A 19477-nucleotide genomic window follows, 5' to 3' on the forward strand; every position below is an offset into this window, starting at 1 on the left:
GAAGTGTGCTAGGACTCTCGCGGCGCGGCCCTGCGCGGCGCGCGCGCGGCGTCGGCGCGGCGGTGAATCGCCCCCAGCCTCCGCCCGTCTCCTCGGCCACGGGGCGCTCGCCCCAGGAGCTCAACACATGGAAGCCTTCACGATCTGCGCGCTCTCCCTCGGCCTCTTCTGCAGCGATGTTGCTCTCGCCGACGCGATCGACGCTCCGCTGCTGCCCCTGAGCGTGGCCCCCGCAGCCGCCGCTGCGCCGGCCACCGCGCCCGACGTCAAGCCCTCCGCTTCGGCTGTGCTCGCTTCGGTGCAGTCCTTCTACGACGGCACCACCGACCTCGTCTGCAAGTTCAAGCAGACCTACGTGCACCCGGTCTACGGCACGCGCACGGTCAGCAGCGGCGACCTCCGGCTGAAGAAGCCCGGCATGATGGTGTGGGACTACGAGGGCAAGGCCGACCCCGACTTCTACGTCGACGGCCAGAAGCTCTGGGTGGTCGAGCACGACACGCGGCAGGTCGTCAGCCAGAAGGTCGAGGGCAACTCGAACCTCGCCGGGGCGATGAAGTTCCTGTTCGGCGGGCAGAAGCTGATCAAGGAGTTCAAGGTGCGGATGGCCCCGGAGCAGCCGACCAAGAGCTACGGGATGCCGGGGCACAAGGTCATCGAGCTCAAGCCCAAGGAGCAGAACCCGCACTACAAGTCCTTGCTGCTGATCGTCGACGATCTCACCGGCCGGGTCGACTCGTTCGTGGTGCGGGCGCAGGACAACAGCACCAACCACTTCGTGCTGACCGACGTCGCCAGCAACCAGAACCTCGCGGCCAAGGACTTCAAGTACGTGGTGCCGAAGGGCTACGTCGAGACGAGGCAGTGAACGCGGCTTCATGGCCGCGGTGAGGGTCCGGGCCCGCGCGCGTTGCGTGCGGGCCCGCTCGCGTTTGCGGAAGCGATCGCGGCGGCCGGCGTTGGTTGCGCGACGGGTCTCGGCTGTGTACCGTGGCGCCGACTACAGACCATGCAGCGCACTTCACTGGTTACCCTGGGTTTGCTGACCGCGCTCGTTGCGACGGTCGGCTGCGGCGACGACAAAGGCACCTCCGCGACCGAGGCGTCGACGGGCACCGCGGCGGACACCGAGGAGCCGACCGCGGGCACGACGCCGACCGGCACGACGACCGAGACCACGGCCGGGACCGCGACGACCGACGAGACGGAGGGGACCACCACGCCGACCACGACCGAGGGCGCGTGCGAGGAGGGCATGCAGATGCCGGGCGCCGGCGCCGAGGGCTCGGCCTGCACGCTCAACGCCGACTGCGAGTCCGAGTCGTGCATCAAGTGGACCGACAGCCAGACCGACGCTGTCTGCGGCGTGCGGGCCGAGTGCGGCAACACCCGCTTCATCGGCACGCTGACCGACTTCGCCACCGGTGAGCCGATCGCGGGCGCCGAGCTGCGGGTCGTCGGCGCCCTGGCCGCGATCCAGGGCATCGAGAGCGCGGTCGACATCGTCAAGGTCACCTCGGGCGCCGACGGCCACATCGACGCGACCTCCGAGACCCCGGTCAACACCGGCATCGGCGTGATCGGCGTGGTCGGCGGCGGCGACTACTACCTCACCGCCACCGGCCTGGCCCAGCCGTACACCGGCACCACGCTGTACCCGCCGCTCAACGGCATCCACGACATCTGGGGCGTGCCCGCGGCCAAGCTGACCGAATGGTCAGGTTACCTCATGGCCGACGCCGACCAGGCGGTCGTCGACGCCCTGCCGCTCGGCGAGAACGGCGGCGTGGTCGGCCTCGTGCGCCAGGGCGGCGTCCCCGTCGCCGGCGCGGTGGTCGTGCCCGAGATGGACAGCTCGACCGCGGCGATCCGCTACCTCAACGAGGACGGCATGGGCTTCAACACCGACGGCACCAGCAGCAACGGCGTGTTCATCCTGCTCAACCCGGCGATCGCCGAGAAGTTCACCGCCCAGCTCGACGGCAACCCGATCGGCCTGGTCGGCACCGCCGGCAGCGCCAAGATGGCCGTGTTCGCCCTCATCTTCAACGGCTGAGCCTTCCGTGAGCGCGTCCCGGGAGGGAGCCCGGGCGGCCCACCGCGGCCACCGCAACGTCGGTGGCCGCGTTTTTTCTCCGCGGAGCATGTCCTTTCAGACATGCCCGCGAGGACAGGGCCCGAAGGTCAGACCCACGTGTTGGTGGTCGGGTCCCAGCGCTTGAAGGTGCCGGCGAAGTCGCGGAAGAGGTCGCGCTGGCCGGCCTTGACCTGGAACTTCTCGCGCTTGAACTTGCCGGCGAGCGCGTCGTCCATGCCCTCGTAGTCGGTCAGCGACACGTCCTCGCTCAGCATGTGGAAGGTCGCGTTGAACGCGGCGCCGTCGACGACCACGCTGACGAAGCCGTTGCGGCTCGAGTCGGCGAAGCCGAGGTGCGGGTTGGTCGTCGTGCCGGTGAACAGGGCGTCGATCGCCGACGCCAGCATGCCGGCGCCGGGCAGGCTGCTGAGGGTCGGGTCGGCCGCGACCTGCAGGACCAGCAGCGACTGGAACGGCGTCGAGCTGATGCCCGCGCCGACCAGCTCGACGATCTTCTGCTCAGGCGCGCCGGCGACCATCGGCGTGCCGGCGTAGAAGGCGTGGATGTCGCCGGTGATGGCGACGACGTTGTCGACCGCCTGCAGCTCGCCGAGCAGCGCGTCGCGGGCCGGGCTGAAGCCGTCCCACTGGTCGACGTTCATGTAGTAGAGCTGGTTGAACGGCTCGATCGGGAACGAGGTCAGGTCGATCACCAGCGGCATCAGCGTGTACTCGGTGCCCCACACCTTCCACGTCGACGTCGAGCCCTTCATCGTCGACAGGAACCACTCGCGCTGGGCCTCACCCATGACGTCGACAGAGCTCGGGTCGGCGGCCGCGCGCGGCGGCCCAGGCGTCGAAGGCCGGCTTGACGACGAAGTAGCGGGCGCCGATCGAGCCGTTGAAGCTGCGCTTGCCGAGGCCGAGGAACGACAGGCCGCGCGGCAGCGTGGCCAGCTCGGCCTCGTCGATGGGCGGGGTCGGGTCCTCGACGGCCGCCAGGGTGCTGTTGATGAAGCCGGCGTCGATCTTGCCGGTGAGGAGCGCGGGGTCGAAGCCCAGCGCGTCGGCGGCGGCCATCAGCGCGTCCTTGTAGACGCCGCCCTGGTAGGCGTCGATGTCCTCGACGTACGGCGTGGCGAATTCGGGGACCGATCCGAGCTGCTCGACCAGGGCGGCCTCGTCGATCACCACCGCGCCGGGGAACCCGTCCTCGGGGATCAAGTGATCGGGGCGGTAGCTGCGGAGGTCGGTCATCACCAGGTGGAGGTGCTTGCCGAAGCGGAAGTCGCGGTAGATCGTGATGTCCTGCGGGTACGGCTTGCTCGGGTCGTACACGAATTCGTCGTCGCCGAAGTCGATCGGCATGTACTCGAACCACGCCTGGTTGGCGTGCTTGCGGCGGGCCTCGTCGTGCTCGTCGGCGCGGCCGTCGAAGTAGGTCGCGGTGGCGCCGAAGCAGTCGTCGCTGAACTCGTGGTCGTCCCACACCGCGATCATCGGCAGGCTCTCGTGCACGCGCCGCAGCGCGGGGTCCGAGCGGTAGCCGCGGTACAGCTCGCGGTAGTTGCTGAGGCTCTTGGCCGCGAAGTACTCGGTCTCGCTGCCCTCGTTGAACACGATCGCCCCGGCGGTGTCGGAGAACGTGATCCCGCGGCCGGCCGCCTGGAAGGTCGGGTCGCCGGTAGTTTCGTAGACGTAGTCACCGAGGTGGACGAAGAAGTCGAGGTCCGGCTGGGCCAGCAGGCCGCGGTAGCTATTATAATAGCGGCCGTTGTAATCCTGGCACGACGCGTAGGCGAAACGCACGGCGACGTCGGCGTCAGGAGCGGGCGCAGTGCGGGTTCGGCCGACCTGGCTGCTGTATCGGCCGTCTTCACGATTATGAACGAATCTATAATAATAGACAGTGGCCGGCTCGAGGCCCTTGATCTTGGCCTTGGCGCAGCGGTCGAACATCGCGCGGGCGGGGACCGCCGCGCTGGCCGCGTCGAGGTCGACGCGCATCGTGAAATCTGGGTCCGTCGCCACCTCGACGGTGAGCTCGGATCACCGTCGCCCGCCGTCTCGTCGTCGAGGCGGGTCCACAGGATCACGCTGTCGGGCCGCGGGTCGCCGGACGCCACCGATTGAGGGAAGTACGCCGCGCCGTCGAGCAGCGGCTCCTCGGCGCCGGTGGTCGGCGCGGTGCTGCCGGTCGGTTCGGTGCCGTCGGTCCCCGTCGAGCCGTCGCTGTCGGTGGTTCCGTCGCCGTCGCCCTTGCAGGCGGACAGGCCGGCGGAGACGACGCTGACGAGCGTCGCGCGCAGGAATTGGCGGCGAGAGAATCGTTGAGTCATGAGTCGGTGGCTCCGGCGAGCCACTCTATCGCAGTCCGCGCAGACGCTCGCGGGTCCGCGCCCCGTGCGTTTTGCCGCGGCTCATCGATACGGCGCGCCACGCGATGCGGCGCGCATGGGCATGAGGGCCGCCATAAGGAGCGTCCCCAGGAGCGCCGTGGAGCGCCGCGTGAAGAAGTTGTCACGCGATTGTCGATCTGGCGACGTGGTACTCGCATCGGGTATGAAGGGTGCAATGTCTGGCATGAAGTCTCCTGGTCACCGTCGCTTCTCCTCCTTCGTGCGCGCCGGCGCCACCGGCCTCGCGCTCAGCCTGTCCCTCGGGGCATGTGGCGGCGACGACAAGGGCGACACCGACGCCACCAGCGACTCGACGGTCGGCACCCAGGGCAGCGACGCCACCGACGCGACGATGAGCACCGAGCCGACCGGCACCGACGGCGCGACCGACACCGACACCGACACCGACGGCGGCACCGCGCCGACCACCGGCGACGACGTCCCGGCCGACTGCGACGCCTTCGTCAGCCCGAGCGACGACGACGTGGCGGCGCTGCAGGGCGCGCTGATCGACGCGGCCGACGGCGACACCGTCTGCATGGCCGCGGGCACCTTCTCGCTCAACACCGAGATCTCGATCTCCGTCAACAACCTGACCCTGCGCGGCGCCGCCCGCGACCAGACGATCCTCGACTTCAGCGCCCAGGACCTCGGCGCCAACGGCATCAAGATCAGCGGCGACGGCGTCACCGTGAAGTCGTTCACCGTCAAGGAGACCCCCGGCGACGGCATCCGCGGCGACGACGTGGCCGACATCACCTTCGACGACGTCTCGGTCGAGTGGGCCGCCAAGGAGTCGCTCGAGAGCGGCGCCTACGGCTTCTACCCGGTCGGCTCCACCGGCGTGGTGATCCGCAACTCGCGGGTCATCGGCGCCCGCGACGCCGGCATCTACGTCGGCCAGTCGACCAACATCCTGGTCGAGGACAACGAGGCCTACGACAACGTCGCCGGCATCGAGATCGAGAACTCGACCGGGGCGACGGTGCGGCGCAACCACACCTACAACAACACCGCCGGGATCCTGATCTTCAACCTCCCGGGCCTGCCGGTGCAGGACGGCAAGCACACGCTCTGCTACGAGAACATCGTCGAGAACAACAACGGCAACAACTTCGGCATCCCCGGCACCTCCGTGGCCGCGGTCCCGCCGGGCGTCGGCTTCATGATCCTGGCCGCCGACGAGAACGAGCTGCGCGACAACATCATCCGCGGCAACCGCACCACCGGCGTGATCGTCGTCAGCTACAACGAGGCGATCGGGCTCGAGCCGGCCGACGACCCCAACTTCGACCAGTACGCCGAGGGCAACTACATCCACGACAACAGCTTCGAGGACAACGGGGCGATGCCGGCCTCGCCGGTCGACGGGGTGGCGGGCGCGCCGGCGGCCGACATCCTGTTCGACGGCTGCCTCGACCCCGACGCGATGGCGATGGACCCGGCGCTGGTCAACTGCCTGTGGCAGAACGGCGACGCCGACTACCTGAACTTCGACCTGTGCGGTGGCCTCGCCAACAAGAGCACCGACCTCGAGCCGGTCACCTGCCAGCACCAGACCCTGCCCGAGCTGCCGGCCGGCTGAGCGGAGGCGAGGGCATGCTCCGGAGGACATGTATGCGAGGCCATGTACTTTGGGCCATCCTCGTCGGCGCGGGCTGCGGCGCCGGCGGCGGCGGGGCCACCGAGGCGACGAGCGACCCGGGGACGACGACCGGCACGAGCAGCGGCACCGAGGCGAGCGGCGGCGACACGACCGCGCCGACCACCGGCGACCCGTGCGCCGGGCCGACCCGCTGCCCGGCCCTTGGCGAGTGGCCGCTGCCGAAGCTCAGCGACTACGACTTCTTCCTCGACCCGATGGTCGACCTGGGGCCCAAGGACGGCGTGGTGCCCTACACCGTGGCGGCGCCGCTGTGGTCCGACGCGGCCGGCAAGGGCCGCTTCATCGTCCTGCCGGAGGGCGGCAAGATCGAATTCACCGACGGCGAGGGCTGGGGCTTCCCCGAAGGCGCGGTGATCATCAAGAACTTCTGGTTCGACCACGACCGCCGCGACCCCGCCGCGGGCCGGCGGATGATCGAGACGCGCCTGCTCTACCGCGAGGGCGGCGCCTGGAAGTCGGTGACGTACCTGTGGGACGACGCCCAGACCGAGGCGACGCTGCACAAGATCGGCAAGCGCGTCGACGTCGAGTTCATCGACGAGGCGGGTAACGCCCAGGTCGAGGAGTACATCGTGCCCAACCTCGACCAGTGCGGCAGCTGCCACGAGCGCGACGACGCCACCGAGCTGCTGGGGACGATCACGCACCAGCTCAACACCGAGATCGTGGTCGACGGCCAGGCCGTCAACCAGCTCGAGTGGCTCGCCTCTCAGGACATGTTCTCCGGGACATTGCCCGAGATGCAGACGCTGCCGCACCTGGTCGACCCGTTCGGCGACGCGCCGCTCGACGAGCGCGCCCGCTCGTACCTGCACGCCAACTGCTCGCACTGCCACCGCCTCGGCGGCGGGGCCGGCAAGAGCGGGCTGGTGTTCCTCGACTGGGAGGAGATCGAGGCCAAGCTCGGGGTGTGCAAGGTGCCGGCGGCCGCGGGCCCGGGCACCGGCGGTCACCACTACGACATCGTCCCCGGCCAGCCGGACGACAGCATCGTCATCTTCCGCATGAACTCGCTGGACCCGGAGATCAAGATGCCCGAGCTGCCCAACCGGGTGATCGACGAGCGCGGGGTCCAGCTGGTCCGCGACTGGATCGCGGCGATGCCGGCGAAGGACTGCGAGATGCAGCCCTGAGCGGTCGGACCGCCTGCGCTCCCCGGCGCGGCCGCGGAGCGGCAGGGCGCCCGTGCGCGGAGCTCGGCCGTGAGCTGGCCTTCGGGACAGCTCGAGCGCCGGGCTCACCGGGGCGGGCGCGGAGCGGCAGGGCGCCCGTGCGCGGGAGCTCGGCCGCTATCTGGCCTTCGGGACAGCTGGTGCGCCGCGCTCACTGGCGCGGCGGGACCGGGTCGCAGTAGAGGCAGGGGTCCATCACCGGCGAGGGCGTCTCGGCCGGGTGCGGCGGGCGGCCGAGCGGGATCGTCACGGTGCCGGCGCCCCAGCGGCCGGCGCGGCGGCGGCGGAGCACCGCCGAGACGCTGTCCTCGCGCACGTACAGCTCGGCGAAGCCGGCGCGGTTGGTCTGCAGCTCGGCCTTGAGCGCGGTGCCCTGGAAGTACCACAGGCCGCGGGCCCCGCCGCGGCTGTCGGGCGCCGAGGCCGAGCCCGAGATGACCTGAAAGACAGGGTGTTCGAGCCAGTACCGGCTCGAGCGCTTGGTCGCCGGGCCGATGTCGCCGGTGGCCAGGAGCATGCGGTCGTGGGCCGACAGCGACCCCGCGAACAGGCCGGCGTCGACCGCCCGGCGCACCGGCGCGGCGTGGAGGTAGTAGCCGCTGTCGCTGTACATGCCGCCGACCCCGTGCGGGCCGGCGCTCTCAAGCGGGTGGTGGCTGACGAGCAGGCGCGGCCACGGGGCGGGCGCGGCGGTCAGGGCCTTCAGCAGCGCCTCCTGCTCGGCCACGCTCTGGTCGGCGCGCGCGGCCGCGGGGGTGTTCACCGGCGGCGGGACCAGCCAGGCGGCGCTGTCGACGACCACCAGCTCGACCAGCGGAGATGTCTCGGGAGACATGTCCTTGGGGCCCGGTGCGCAAAGACCTGTCGCGCAGGACATGGTCACCCGGACATGTCCGTCCGGATAGACTGCGGCCGCGTAGTTGTGCCCCGGCATGGCCCACGGGTGCGGGCCCTTGCCGGGCTCCGGCTGCAGCTCGAGCTCGGGCTGGCCGCAGCGCCAGTCCTGCTCGCCGAGGGCGGCCAGCGCGGCGCCGCCGGCGGCCGCGTGGGCGCGGACCACCCGCGCCAGCGCGGCCGGCCCCTTCTGCCGCCACGCCGCCGCCGGCGCGGTGCAGCGGCCGAGGTCGCCGGGGCCGACCGGGCCGATGTTGTCGCCGAGCCAGAGCACCACCGCGGGCCGGCCGCGGCGCTTGTGCTCGGCCAGCACGCGCTCGAGCTCGACGGCGGTCGCCTGGCCCGAGCGGCCCTTCGCGCCGACGTCGCCGAGCAGGACCAGGCTGACCTCGGGGACAGCCGGCACCGCGGGCACCACCGGCGGACCCCACTGCTTGCCGCGCTCGATCGCGCAGGCCGACAGCGCGGTCACGGCGACCACGGCCGCGAGGACGGAGCGGCGCCCCGTCGGTGCGCTCCGTGGGGAGCCGCCGCGACGGCGATGCCAGCGAGATCCGCGAGCCTGCGCAGCCGTCATGGACGCGCGAGCATAACACGCGGGCGCCCGCGCGGACGCGGCGGCGGCTGGCGCGGCGGGCCTCGCGGGCTCGCGGCGGCCGCGAGGGCGAGCGTGCGGCGCGTCGCACACTCCGGCCTCGCGCCGGACCGGCCTCTGCGGGGCGCAGCGGCGAGCTTACGCACGGTGTGGGGCCGAAGGCGCGCTTGCGCGGCCCCAGGGGGTCGGGCAAAAGTCGACGCATGTCGCCCGCGGCGATCATGCTGTCGATGACCGTCAACGGCGAACCGGTGCAGGTGGCCGCGCCGCCGCACTGGACGCTTCTGAGGTGCTCCGCTACCGCCTCGACCTGATCGGCAGCAAGCAGGGCTGCGACAAGGGCGACTGCGGGGCGTGCACCGTGCAGATCGACGGCGTGCCGCAGCTCGCGTGCCTGACTCTGGCGATCCACGCCGAGGGCCGCGCGGTCACCACGGTCGAGGGGCTGGGGCTTTTGGCCGGCGGGGTCCACCCGCTGCAGGACGCGTTCGACCGCCACACCGCGGCGCAGTGCGGGTTCTGTACGCCGGGCATCCTGCTGAGCGCCGAGGCGCTGCTGCGCAAGCGCGGCCGCGAGGTCACGCGCGCGGAGGTGTGCGATGCGCTCGCAGGCAACCTGTGCCGCTGCACCGGCTACACCAAGATCATCGATGCGGTGGTCGACGCGAGCCGCGTGATGGCCGGCGCGCACACCCAGGAGGCTGGCCGTGGCGAGTGACGACGCAGAGCGCGAGGCGACGGGCGACGGCAGCGGCGAGGCGGTCGCCGGTCTGACCGACGAGGCGAGCGAGCAGGCCGAGCGCGACCGCGCCTCTTGGCAGCTCGGCAAGTCTCACCGCAAGGTCGACGCGATGGAGCGCATGCGGGGCGTCACCCGCTACACCGACGACCTCAAGCTGCCGGGCATGCTGCACGCCAAGATCTTGCGCAGCCCGCACGCGCACGCCCGCATCAAGTCGATCGACAGCTCGGCCGCGCTGGCGATGCCCGGCGTGTTCGCGGTCGTCACCGGGCAGGACTTCAAGATCCCCTACGGCATCATCCCGTGGACGCCCGACGAGAACGCGCTCGCGGTCGACAAGGTGTGCCACGTCGGCGACGGCCTGGCCGCGATCGCGGCGGTCGACGAGGACACCGCCAACGCGGCCCTGCGCGCGATCGCGGTCGAGTACGACGTCCTCAAGCCCTACTTCGACCCCGAGGAGGCGCTCAAGGTCCGCGACCGCGAGGGCACGATCAACCCGTACTCGCGCAAGGGCAACGTGTCGAAGCACGTGCTGCTCGAGTTCGGCGACATCGAGGCCGAGCTGCAGCGCGCCGACCTGGTGATCGAGGGCGAGTACTTCTTCGAGGGCACCACCCACGGCGCGATCGAGCCCCACTGCGCGCTCGCCCACGTCGACGGCGCCGGGGTGCTGACGGTGTGGTCGGCGACGCAGGTGTCGCACTACCTGCACCGCGAGCTGGCCAAGGTGCTCGAGCTGCCGGCGCACAAGATCCGCGTGATCCAGCCGCCGCTCGGCGGGGCCTTCGGCGGCAAGAGCGAGCCGTTCGACCTCGAGTTCGTGGTCGCCAAGCTGGCCATGAAGACAGGTCGGCCGGTCAAGCTGCTGTACACCCGCGAGGAGGTGTTCTACGCCCACCGCGGCCGCCACCCGATGAAGATGAAGCACCGCACGGGCTTCACCAAGGACGGCGGCCTGCTCGGCGTCGACGCGCGCACGATCCTCGACGGCGGCGCCTACTCGAGCTTCGGCCTGGTCACCACGTACTACTCGGGCCAGCTGATGTGCTCGCCGTACATCTTCCCGGCCTACCGCTTCGACAGCACGCGCGCGTACACCAACAAGCCGGCGTGCGGCCCGAAGCGCGGCCACGGCTCGGTGCAGCCGCGCTTCGCCATGGAGATCCAGCTCGACAAGGCGTCGGTGGCCCTCGGCCTCGACCCGATCGAGCTGCGCCGCCGCAACGCGATCAAGGCCGGCGAGAAGACCGTCAACGAGTTCACCGTCGGCTCGTCCGGCTTCCTCGAGTGCCTGGAGAAGGTCGAGCGCTCGTCGGGGTGGATCGAGAAGCGGCGCGACCTGCCCTTCGGCCGCGGCATCGGCATCGCCGGCTCGACCTACATCAGCGGCACGAACTACCCGATCTACCCCAACGAGATGCCGCAAGCGGCGGTCCAGATCTGCCTCGACCGCAGCGGCCGCGCGCGCGTGTTCAGCGGCGCCAACGACATCGGCCAGGGCAGCAACACGATGCTGGCGGTGATCGTGTCGGAGGAGCTCGGGATCCCGCTCGAGGACATCCGCGTGCTGTCGGCCGACACCGACCTGTGCCCGGTCGACCTCGGCGCCTACTCGTCGCGCATCACCTTGATGGTCGGCAACGCCTGCCTCGAGGGCGCGCAGCGGCTGCGTCGCAAGGTGTGCGCGAGCGTGGCCAAGCGCTGGGGCATCCCGCGCCAGCGGGTCACTCTGGCCGGCCGCATGGCGATCGACCGCGAGGACCCGTCGCGCCACGTCGACAGCGCGCAGGCGTTCCAGTGGGCCGAGGCCGACCACGGCCTGCTCGGCGAGACCGGCAGCTACAACACGCCGAAGGACCGCCACGGCGAGTACCGCGGCGGCACGATCGGCGCCTCGCCGGCGTACTCGTTCACCGCCCACGTGGCCGAGGTCGAGGTCGACGCCGAGACCGGCCTCGTCGAGGTCAAGACGATCTGGATCGCCCACGACTGCGGCAAGGCGCTGTCGCGCAAGATCGTCGAGGGCCAGATCGAAGGCTCGACCTACATGGGCTTCGGCGAGGCGCTGATGGAGCGCCACGCGGTCGACCCGGCCCACCGCGGCGTGCACGTCGGTCCGAGCTTCCTCGACTACCGCATGCCGACCTTCCTCGACACGCCCGACCTCGAGGCGATGATCGTCGAGGCGCCCGACGCGAACGGGCCCTACGGCGCCAAGGAGGCCGGCGAGGGCCCGCTGCACTCGAGCATCCCGGCGATCGCCAACGCGATCTACGACGCCGTGGGCGTCCGCCTCGACCGCCTGCCGTTCACGCCGCAGAGCGTGCTCGCGGCCCTGCGCCAGCGCGAGGAGCAGGAGCGGGCCGGCCAGCTGCACCGCACAAACCCGCGGACCGTGAAGCTCGGAGGAGCGCCTGATGCTGCGCCTGCCGCAATTCGAGGTCGTCGCCCCCGAGAGCGTCGCCGACGTCGTGACCGCGTTGCAGCGGCCCGGCGCCCGCGTCGTCGCCGGCGGCACCGACATTCTCCCCAACCTCAAGCACCACCTCGGCTTGCCTTCACGGCCCTCCGGGCCTGAGGGGCCGCAGCACCCGGCCGAACTGCCGCCGGTCCTCGTCAGCCTGTCGCGCGTGACGGCGCTGCGAGGGATCGCGCTCGACGAGGCCGCGGGGGTGCTGCGGATCGGCGCCGGCGTGACGCTGTCGCAGCTGAGCGAGCACCCCGAGGTCGTGGCGCGCTTCCCCAGCCTGTCCCAAAGCGCAGGTGCGGTGGCGAGCCCGCCGATCCGCAACATGGGGACCATCGGCGGCAACGTGAACCTCGACACCCGCTGCCGCTACGTCAACCAGACCCACTTCTGGCGCGAGGCGCTCGGGGGCGGCTGCCTCAAGTCGGAGGGCAACGTGTGCCACGTGGTGCCCGGCGGCCGCAACTGCGTGGCGGCGATGAGCTCCGACAACGTTCCGGTGCTGATCTCGCTCGACGCGACGATCGTGCAGGCAGGGCCGGAAGGCGTGCGCGCGCTGCCGATCGAGGAATATTACAAAGCCGACGGCCTGGCGCACACGAACGCCAAGCCCGGCGAGGTGACCACGGAGCTGCGCGTGCCGCTGCCGAAGGGGCCGCGGCGGTCGCACTATATCAAATGGTCGGTGCGCAAGAGCATCGACTTCCCGCTGGTCAGCGTGGCGCTGCGCTTCGACCTCGAGGCCGACGAGGCGACCGTCGCCGCGGTCAAGGTGGTCGTCGGCGTGCTCGGCTCCAAGCCGCGCACGCTCGGCAAGCTCGACGACGTCGCCGGCAAGAAGCTGGCCGACCCGGCCGTCGCCCGCATGGTGGCCGACGCCGCCTACGCGCAGTGCAAGCCGCTCGAGAACGTGCCCTACGAGGCGGCCTATCGCCGCGACATGATCCGCGTGTACACGCGCCGCGCGATCGAGGCGCTGGCCGCGGCGGAGTAGGGTGATTGCGGCGCTCGGTCGCAATCACCACAGTCGTCCTTTCATGCCCGGTGGACGCGCTGCTCGGAGCGAGCGCGCGACGCCGGTGCTTGATTCGCGCTCGCGGGTCGCGTCGAGCGGGGGCGAGCGTGCGAGCTCGCGGGCGATCCCACCGACCCGCGGTCAGGCACGTGCGGCCGACCGAACGGGCGTGAGCGGGGCCGCGCGCGGGAGCGGCGCTTTTCATCGTGACGCGGACTGCCTAAGCTGGCGACGCTCCCAGTCTTTTAGAAAGAGACACCATGACTGAACTTCCGCAGCTCGCCGCGCCCCAGCTCGTCATCAACAGCCGGATGCTCTATACGAGCTGGATCCCCGCAGATCCGGCCGCGGCCCGCAAGTTCTTGCCGCCCGCCCTGCGTCCGGCGCCGAACGGCGCCATCTACATGAATCAGTACGTCGTCGACTCCGCCGAGCAGACCACGGGCTTCGGCGCCTACTCGTTGACGTACATCGGGCTCGACCTCGACTCGTTCGCGCCCGACGGCGCGACGCCGGCCCGGTTCTTCACCCACTACTTCAACTCCTCGCCGATCGTGCGCGCCTACGTGGCCGAGCGCGGCGTGCCGGCCAGCCCGGGCAACACCGAGCTCGACCTGCACGCGCACACCCTGACGGCCACGACCTCGGTCGACGGCAAGCCGCTGATCCGCACCACCGTCAAGGTGAGCAAGAAGATCGGCGTGACCGTCTCGGGGCACCTCAAGTACGTCACCCGCGTGGGCGACCGCCTGGTCGGCGGCAACTACCCGTACATCGGCGAGCTCGTCGACGAGTTCGAGGTGCAGTCGATCGAGTTCCTCGACCCGAGCCACCCCGTCTACGCGCTGCGCCCGGCGTCGCCGCTGCAGATCTTGCCGGCGGCCAGCTTCTACTCGCCGCGCGACTCGTTCGTGTACCCGGGCGGCGTCGAGGACATGGGCCCGGCCGGCGGATAGTCCTTCGGGACATGCTCGTAAGCACATGTCCCGATGAGCGTGTACGAGCTCGCTCAGGGCGCGAGCGGCTCACCGGTGCGGCAGGCGGCGGCGAGCCTGGGCCAGAGGTAGGCGGCGGCGCCCTGGGCGTACCACGTGAGGGAGAAGAGCTTGCGCGCGTGGAGCCGTTCGCAGCGGTCCATGGCGCGGAGCCGCTGCGGCTTGGAGTCGTCCCGGCCGTGCTCGATCTGCTCGGCGAGGGCCTCGGGGCCGAGGTCGTCCAGGTCGTCGCGCGGGCGCAGGATGGCGGCCAGCTCGGCGTAGTAGTTGCGGTAGCTGGGCCGCGGCGGCTGGGGGAAGTCGAGCTCGAGCCGCGCGAGGACGACGAGCAGCGGCTGGTCACGCGCGTCGGCGGCGACGAGCAGGCGCTCGCGCGACGGCAAGTCGACGCGCGCCAGCAAGTCCGGGCGGTTCATCAGAAACGCCGCGGCCTCGTCCTTGACCGCCGCAGGCCCCGTGGCGATCGCGTCGACGAGGACGCGAACGCGGGCGTCGGGGTCCCGTGCGGCCGCGTAGGCCCGCAGCGCGTGGACCAGCGGGTCGTCGGCGCGGCGCTCGAGGTACCCCTCGTACTGGCCGAGCGTCTCGCCGCGCGGGCCGAGGAACACGATGGCGCGGCGACCGGTGCGATAGCCGACGTGGCAGCTGGTGTTGGTCTCTTGCCCCTCCAGCATCGCGCGCGGCGAGCCCTTGAGGGTCCGCAGCACGCGGAGGCGGGCCATGCCGGCCTTGTGGTGTCCGGGTACCTGCTCGACGCGGACCTCGGCCACGCGCGCGGCCTCGTCGAACAGTTCGAAGGGGGTCTGGTGGCGCTTGCTGCAGGCCGACGCGGGTCGCGGTGCGAGGAGCAGCAAGATCGCGGCCGCGAGGAGCGGGACGATCCTCCGCGCGGGCCGAAGTGTCTCGAATAACAACAGGGCCGCGGTCGCGGGGAGGGTGCCGGCGAGCATTCGCGCGAGAGAACGCGCGGCGGTCGGGGCGGATTCAGGCGCGACCGCACGGGCAGATGTGAGGCAACCGGCCTGGCGCGGATTTTCGAGGTGACGCGTGCAGGCCGTGGCGGAGCGTGTCGTCCGGGTCGGCGTCCGCCGCGGTGGTGGGCCGCGATTCATGCAGGACCGCGCGCGAACCATAGGACGCGCCGGTCGACCGCCCGCGGCGGAGTGGACGGTGACGGCTCGCTGTATTCGCGGCGCCTCGCCCCGACGGGCAGGACCGATCTCTTCGCTGGTGCGCCCGTCCTGCGTCATCGGGCCGGGCGGCACGCCATCATTCCGGTCGAGGCCGCACGGCTGCCCGGCGCGCGAATCACAGGACTCGCGCGCTGGCGACATTCATCGTCTTCTCATCAAAGATCACCGCACCGATCATTTGCCGATCAGCACGGTGCCGGCCTTGCCCACCGCGAACACCTCGCCGGTCGGCGCGGCCCAGGCGGCGAACAGCGCCTTGGCGTCGGCCGGGGTGGCGACGGGGCCCCAGCCGATGCCGTCGAAGGCCACGATCGCGGCGACTCCCTGCTGGGTCTCGCCGGCGCCGAACAGGCGATTGGCGGCGGTGCCGGCGAACATGTGGAGATAGCCGTTGAGGCCGGGGTTGACGATCTTCCACGCCTGGCCGTCCCAGCGGTGGCCGATCCCGCTGTGGCTGGCGGCCGCGTAGGCGAGCTGCGGCGTGAGGGCCCACAGGCCGAACGAGGGGTTCGGCGCGCCCATGTTGACGATGTTGGTGCCGTTCCAGCGCAGGGCCCGATCGGCGGTGATGAAGGCGTCGTCGGCCGAGAAGGCGCGCAAGGAGATCGTGCGGGCCTTGCTGCCGTCGGGCGTGAACACGGCCTGCGGGGTGTAGACGGCGAGCTGGGTCTTGACGCCGCCGGTGACGCGCCAGAGCACCTGCTTCTCGCCGTTCTCGTCGTACACGAGCGCGAGCAGGTCCTCCTGGCCGAGCACCGAGAGGCAAGCGTTGCTCTCCCAGATCGGGTTGAGGTCGACGTAGGGCAGCCACTCGAGGCCGTCCCAGCGGATGACCGCGCCGTCGCTGGCGATCGCGTACACGTCGTCGGCGGCGCTGCCGTGGACGCACTCGAGCCGCTTGCCGACGCCGCTGTCGATCGACTTCCAGTTGACGCCGTTGTGGTAGAGCGCGGTGCCGCTGTTGCCGACGACCCACACGGCCTTGGCGTCGCTGCCCCACACGCTGTAGAAGTCGACGTCGCCGGGGACGCTCTGCTTGGTGAACACGCAGTCGTCGAGGCAGGCCGGCGGCGGGGTGACGCACATGCCCTGCTGGCACGCCTGGCCGGGCCCGCAGGCGACCGCGTCGGCCCACACGGTGCAGCCGGTGTTCGGGTCGTCGACGCACTCGCTGACGCCCCCGCCGGTGCACTGGCTGGCGCCGGCGTCGCAGACGTCGACGCAGCCGGCCACGCACGCCCCGTCCTGACACGCCTGATCGGCGGCGCACGGCTCGGGCTCGGACCACTCGAGGCAGCCGCCGCGACCGAGGCCGCAGGTGTGCACGGCGCCGTCGCCGACGCACTGGGCCACGCCGTCCTCACAAGCGTCGACGCAGCCGGTGGTGGTGTCGGTGGTGCTGGTCTCGGTGGTCGCGTCGGTGGTGGTGTCGCGGGTCGTCTCGGTGGTGACTGCGGTGTCCGCGGTCGCGGTGCCGTCGGTGACGGTGGCGGCGGTGGTCTCGGTCGCGCCCGACTCGGAGGCGCTGACCGCCGATGCCGCGGTGGGGTCGGTGTCGGTCGGCGTGCCGGTCTCGCTCTCGGAGTCGCTGTTCGAACCAGCGTCGCCGGTGGTCGGGACCGCGGTGTCGCTGGCCGTGGCGCCGCCGGTGCTGGTGGTGCCGGCGGTGGTGGTGTCGCCGGAGTTCGAGTCGGAGGCGGAGCCGCTGGCGGTGCCGTCGTCACCGCAGGCGGCCGCGACGACGAGGAGCAGGGGGAGGAGGCGAGGCGAAGCCATAAGGCCGGGTATCCCGCGGACGCCGGCGCGGCGTCAAGTCGGGAGATCGACGTGTCCTTCAAGGCATGTCACGAGGGACAGGCGATGCCGCGGCGCGGCGCGGCGCAGACCGGGCCCCGTGGCGCCGGCGGGCGCTCGCAGGCGACCGGGGCAGTCTCGCGCCGCGATTGGTCGCGTCGCGTCCTGCGTGCCCGTCGAACATGACCTCAAGGCCATGTGAGCCGCTCAGCCGGCCGCGAGGCGCAGCAGGGCGGCCAGGACGGCCGGCTCCTGGGCGGCGTTGAAGTGGCGCGCGCCCGGAACGACCTCGACCTCGGCGCCGAGCCGCTCGCGCCACAGGACCGCGTTGGCCTGGTGGTCGCGGGTGAACGGGTCGCCGTCGCTCAGGAGGACGGTGAGGCGGGGCACCGCCGCACGCACGCGCGCGAGGTCGGGCAGGTCGTCTTGCCAGGGGAGGATCGTCGGCCACGGCTCGTCGACGCGCCACCAGCCGGCGACCGCGAGCATGCCGGCGACCCGGGAGCCCGCGGGCAGAGCCGCGAGGGCGTGCAGCAATGCCTGGCAGCCGACGCTGTGGCCGAGGACAAAGGTGTCCCGAAGGACATCCGGGTCGTCGCCGAGGAGGCGAGCGATCGCGGGGGGCCAGGTGTCGAGGCGCGGGGTGCCGGGGTTCGGGAGGTCGGCGACGACGACCGGCGCGAACAGCCGCCCGGGCGCGGCCGCGAGCGAGTCGACGAGCCAGGGGTAATAGTCGGAGCGCGGAGTCCCGGCCCAGCGCGGAACGACGAGGAGGCGAGGCATTCGTCGCGGAGGATAACCCGAACGCGGAGGGCGGCGCGCGAAGGCCGGCGCGGGAGCGGTCGACCGACCGGTTGTGCCGGCCCGTCACGATGCGTCCGGTACTTCGGCGGTGAAACCAGTGAGTCCTCCATGACCCAGGAGTCCCCGCGGGCGCCGCCGTTGCGCGCCGGCGGTCGATACTGTCGGCGGAGGCGATCGCCGTCGACCCGTCCCGCCGAGCGAGGACAGCGCGACCTGCACCCGCGTGCATCACATGTCACAAAGGACATGCCCCGACGAGCATGTCCTTGCGCGCAGGATCACGTCACAGCAGCAGGCCGGGGAGCGGGCCGGAGCCGACGTCGATGTCGTTCTCGCCGTAGTTGGCGATCGAGGTCTGGCCCATCGCGTGGAGGATGCCGACCAGCAGGCGGTGGTGGGCGACGTCCTGGTGGGTGACGAAGCGGCCCGAGTTCAAAGGTCTTGCCGCCGACGACGACGAACGGCATCTCGGTGAACTGGTGGGTCTGGCCGTGGCCGACCTCGGTGCCCCACACGATCATCGTGTTGTCGAGCATGGTGCCGTCGCCCTCGGGGACGGCCGCGAGGGCGTCGGCGAGCTCGCGGATCTTCTCGGCGTAGTAGCGGCGGATCCCGCGGAGGTAGGCCTCGGCCTCGCTGTTCTCGGGGGCGTTGTGGGTGTGCGCGTGGTGGAAGTCGGTCATGGGCGCCGGGATCCACGGGTACGTGTTGGCGTCCCACTCGCCGCGCGCGACCTGCAGGGTGACGACGCGGGTGAGGTCGCAGCGCAGCGCGGCGGTGATCAGCTGGATGTGGCGCGACAGCACCTCCGCGCTCGACTCGTTGGCGACGTGATCGATCGGCTCGCCGAGCGGCGGGACCTCGCACTGATAGCCGCCTACCAGCGCGGCCTCGATGTCGCCGAGGGCCGCCAGGTGCGACTCGATCTTCGGCCGCTCGTCGCCGCCGACCTTGAACTTCAGGCCCTCGAGCTCGGCGCGCACGACGCCCATCGAGCTCATGCGCTTGGCCTTGAGCCGCTCGTAGGCCTCCTTGTCGAGGGTGGCCAGGCCGAACAGCTGGTCGTAGGCGTGCTGCGGGTTCTCGTACAGCTCGCTCGGGGTGTCGGGCGCAGTGAACGACATGCGGTTGGCGACGTGGACGCCGCCGACCTGGTAGCCGAGGTGCAGCGAGTGCAGCGGGGTGGTGCCGGCGAGGCCGTCGGCGATGACTTGATCGATCGAGGCGTTGACATTGCCGCCCCAGCCGAGCGGGTCGTCGGGCGGGGCGCCGCCGTGCTTGTACTTGTCGCCGGGGAGCTGCTCGGAGCCGGTGAACAGCAGCGGCATGCCGCGCGTGTGCGGGCCGGCGCCGCCCTGGCCGTTGAGGCGCATGCCCTTGAGGACGATCAGGTTGTCGTGCTGATAGGGCGCGAGCGGGGCCAGCAGCTCGGGCAGGACGAAGTCGGTCTCGGTGCCGGTCGGGTTCCAGAACTTGTGGAGGGTGCCGTGCGGCGTGTAGACGAGGATCAGCCGGCGCGGCGCGGGGTCGGTCTCGCCGCGGGCGTCGAGCAGCGGGACGAAGGGGGCGCACGCGGCTCCGAGCCCGAGCGCCTGCAGCAGCTTGCGACGGCCCCAGCGGCCGCTCTTGCGATGATTCGTTGCGGTCATGGCGGCGGCTCC

General features: G+C 71.4%; 15 protein-coding genes. 8 read left to right on the plus strand and 7 right to left on the minus strand.

All coding sequences use genetic code 11. The annotated features are described in order from the left end of the window. Window positions 1-127 precede the first annotated feature (127 nt). Together OV079_RS45590 and OV079_RS45595 are read left to right on the plus strand one after the other, a co-directional pair. The gene (locus tag OV079_RS45590) at window positions 128-868 is read left to right on the plus strand and encodes a LolA family protein (RefSeq protein ID WP_267776189.1); all 741 of its coding nucleotides are present in this window, start codon (window positions 128-130) and stop codon (window positions 866-868) included. 171 nt (window positions 869-1039) lie between these two features. Beyond that, complete coding sequence (locus tag OV079_RS45595) at window positions 1040-2056, plus strand: hypothetical protein (protein WP_267776191.1); 1017 nt, start codon at window positions 1040-1042, stop codon at window positions 2054-2056. 128 nt (window positions 2057-2184) lie between these two features. On the opposite strand, the gene OV079_RS45600 is transcribed toward OV079_RS45595, so the two are convergent. Both OV079_RS45600 and OV079_RS45605 read right to left on the minus strand, forming a co-directional pair. Continuing rightward, window positions 2185-2886, minus strand: a complete 702-nt coding sequence (locus OV079_RS45600) for an alkaline phosphatase D family protein (RefSeq protein WP_267776192.1) — start codon at window positions 2884-2886, stop codon at window positions 2185-2187. Then, the gene (locus tag OV079_RS45605; protein ID WP_267776193.1) at window positions 2879-4108 is read right to left on the minus strand and encodes an alkaline phosphatase D family protein; all 1230 of its coding nucleotides are present in this window, start codon (window positions 4106-4108) and stop codon (window positions 2879-2881) included. Before OV079_RS45605 ends, OV079_RS45600 begins: the two co-directional genes overlap by 8 nt. Before the next feature lie 552 nt (window positions 4109-4660). Between OV079_RS45605 and OV079_RS45610 the strand changes: the two genes are divergently transcribed. Then, window positions 4661-6061 carry a parallel beta-helix domain-containing protein gene (locus OV079_RS45610; protein WP_267776194.1) on the plus strand — a complete coding sequence of 467 codons (1401 nt, stop codon included), beginning with the start codon at window positions 4661-4663 and terminating at the stop codon, window positions 6059-6061. 14 nt (window positions 6062-6075) lie between these two features. After that, entirely contained in the window at window positions 6076-7275 is a 1200-nt protein-coding gene (locus tag OV079_RS45615; protein ID WP_267776196.1) for a hypothetical protein, read from the plus strand. 190 nt (window positions 7276-7465) lie between these two features. Here OV079_RS45615 and OV079_RS45620 read toward each other — a convergent pair whose 3' ends face one another. Further along, a complete protein-coding gene (locus OV079_RS45620; protein ID WP_267776197.1) occupies window positions 7466-8689 on the minus strand; it encodes a hypothetical protein in 1224 nt (407 codons plus the stop codon). Window positions 8690-9092: 403 nt separating this feature from the next. Here OV079_RS45620 and OV079_RS56765 point away from each other — a divergent pair, with 403 nt between their 5' ends. The 4 genes from OV079_RS56765 to OV079_RS45640 all read left to right on the plus strand — a co-directional run bounded on the left by OV079_RS56765 (window position 9093) and on the right by OV079_RS45640 (window position 13986). Further along, complete coding sequence (locus OV079_RS56765) at window positions 9093-9521, plus strand: (2Fe-2S)-binding protein (RefSeq protein WP_267776202.1); 429 nt, start codon at window positions 9093-9095, stop codon at window positions 9519-9521. After that, window positions 9511-12126 carry a xanthine dehydrogenase family protein molybdopterin-binding subunit gene (locus tag OV079_RS45630; RefSeq protein WP_267776203.1) on the plus strand — a complete coding sequence of 872 codons (2616 nt, stop codon included), beginning with the start codon at window positions 9511-9513 and terminating at the stop codon, window positions 12124-12126. Before OV079_RS56765 ends, OV079_RS45630 begins: the two co-directional genes overlap by 11 nt. Continuing rightward, window positions 12020-13009: an FAD binding domain-containing protein gene (locus tag OV079_RS45635; protein ID WP_267778800.1), complete on the plus strand. Its 990-nt coding sequence runs from the start codon at window positions 12020-12022 to the stop codon at window positions 13007-13009. The genes OV079_RS45630 and OV079_RS45635 overlap by 107 nt, the downstream gene beginning before the upstream one ends. A gap of 281 nt (window positions 13010-13290) precedes the next feature. Further along, window positions 13291-13986: an acetoacetate decarboxylase family protein gene (locus tag OV079_RS45640; protein ID WP_267776204.1), complete on the plus strand. Its 696-nt coding sequence runs from the start codon at window positions 13291-13293 to the stop codon at window positions 13984-13986. Between the two features lie 53 nt (window positions 13987-14039). On the opposite strand, the gene OV079_RS45645 is transcribed toward OV079_RS45640, so the two are convergent. The 4 genes from OV079_RS45645 to OV079_RS45660 form a co-directional block, all read right to left on the minus strand. Next, window positions 14040-14975 carry a hypothetical protein gene (locus OV079_RS45645; protein ID WP_267776206.1) on the minus strand — a complete coding sequence of 312 codons (936 nt, stop codon included), beginning with the start codon at window positions 14973-14975 and terminating at the stop codon, window positions 14040-14042. A gap of 417 nt (window positions 14976-15392) precedes the next feature. Next, complete coding sequence (locus tag OV079_RS45650; protein WP_267776208.1) at window positions 15393-16994, minus strand: hypothetical protein; 1602 nt, start codon at window positions 16992-16994, stop codon at window positions 15393-15395. A 225-nt stretch (window positions 16995-17219) separates the two neighbouring features. Further along, window positions 17220-17795 carry an alpha/beta hydrolase gene (locus tag OV079_RS45655; protein WP_267776209.1) on the minus strand — a complete coding sequence of 192 codons (576 nt, stop codon included), beginning with the start codon at window positions 17793-17795 and terminating at the stop codon, window positions 17220-17222. A 299-nt stretch (window positions 17796-18094) separates the two neighbouring features. Continuing rightward, window positions 18095-19465, minus strand: a complete 1371-nt coding sequence (locus OV079_RS45660) for a DUF1552 domain-containing protein (protein WP_267776211.1) — start codon at window positions 19463-19465, stop codon at window positions 18095-18097. Window positions 19466-19477 lie beyond the last annotated feature (12 nt).

The organism is Nannocystis pusilla (assembly GCF_026626665.1).
Classification (GTDB): domain Bacteria; phylum Myxococcota_A; class Polyangia; order Nannocystales; family Nannocystaceae; genus Nannocystis; species Nannocystis pusilla.

What these genes read in the sequence shown, in the direction of transcription:
- OV079_RS45590 (WP_267776189.1), top strand. Translation starts at nt 128, where the DNA reads ATGGAAGCCTTCACGATCTGCGCGCTCTCCCTCGGCCTCTTCTGCAGC.
- OV079_RS45600 (WP_267776192.1), bottom strand. Translation starts at nt 2,886, where the DNA reads ATGGGTGAGGCCCAGCGCGAGTGGTTCCTGTCGACGATGAAGGGCTCG.
- OV079_RS45610 (WP_267776194.1), top strand. Translation starts at nt 4,661, where the DNA reads ATGAAGTCTCCTGGTCACCGTCGCTTCTCCTCCTTCGTGCGCGCCGGC.
- OV079_RS45615 (WP_267776196.1), top strand. Translation starts at nt 6,076, where the DNA reads ATGCTCCGGAGGACATGTATGCGAGGCCATGTACTTTGGGCCATCCTC.
- OV079_RS45640 (WP_267776204.1), top strand. Translation starts at nt 13,291, where the DNA reads ATGACTGAACTTCCGCAGCTCGCCGCGCCCCAGCTCGTCATCAACAGC.
- OV079_RS45645 (WP_267776206.1), bottom strand. Translation starts at nt 14,975, where the DNA reads ATGCTCGCCGGCACCCTCCCCGCGACCGCGGCCCTGTTGTTATTCGAG.
- OV079_RS45650 (WP_267776208.1), bottom strand. Translation starts at nt 16,994, where the DNA reads ATGGCTTCGCCTCGCCTCCTCCCCCTGCTCCTCGTCGTCGCGGCCGCC.
- OV079_RS45655 (WP_267776209.1), bottom strand. Translation starts at nt 17,795, where the DNA reads ATGCCTCGCCTCCTCGTCGTTCCGCGCTGGGCCGGGACTCCGCGCTCC.
- OV079_RS45660 (WP_267776211.1), bottom strand. Translation starts at nt 19,465, where the DNA reads ATGACCGCAACGAATCATCGCAAGAGCGGCCGCTGGGGCCGTCGCAAG.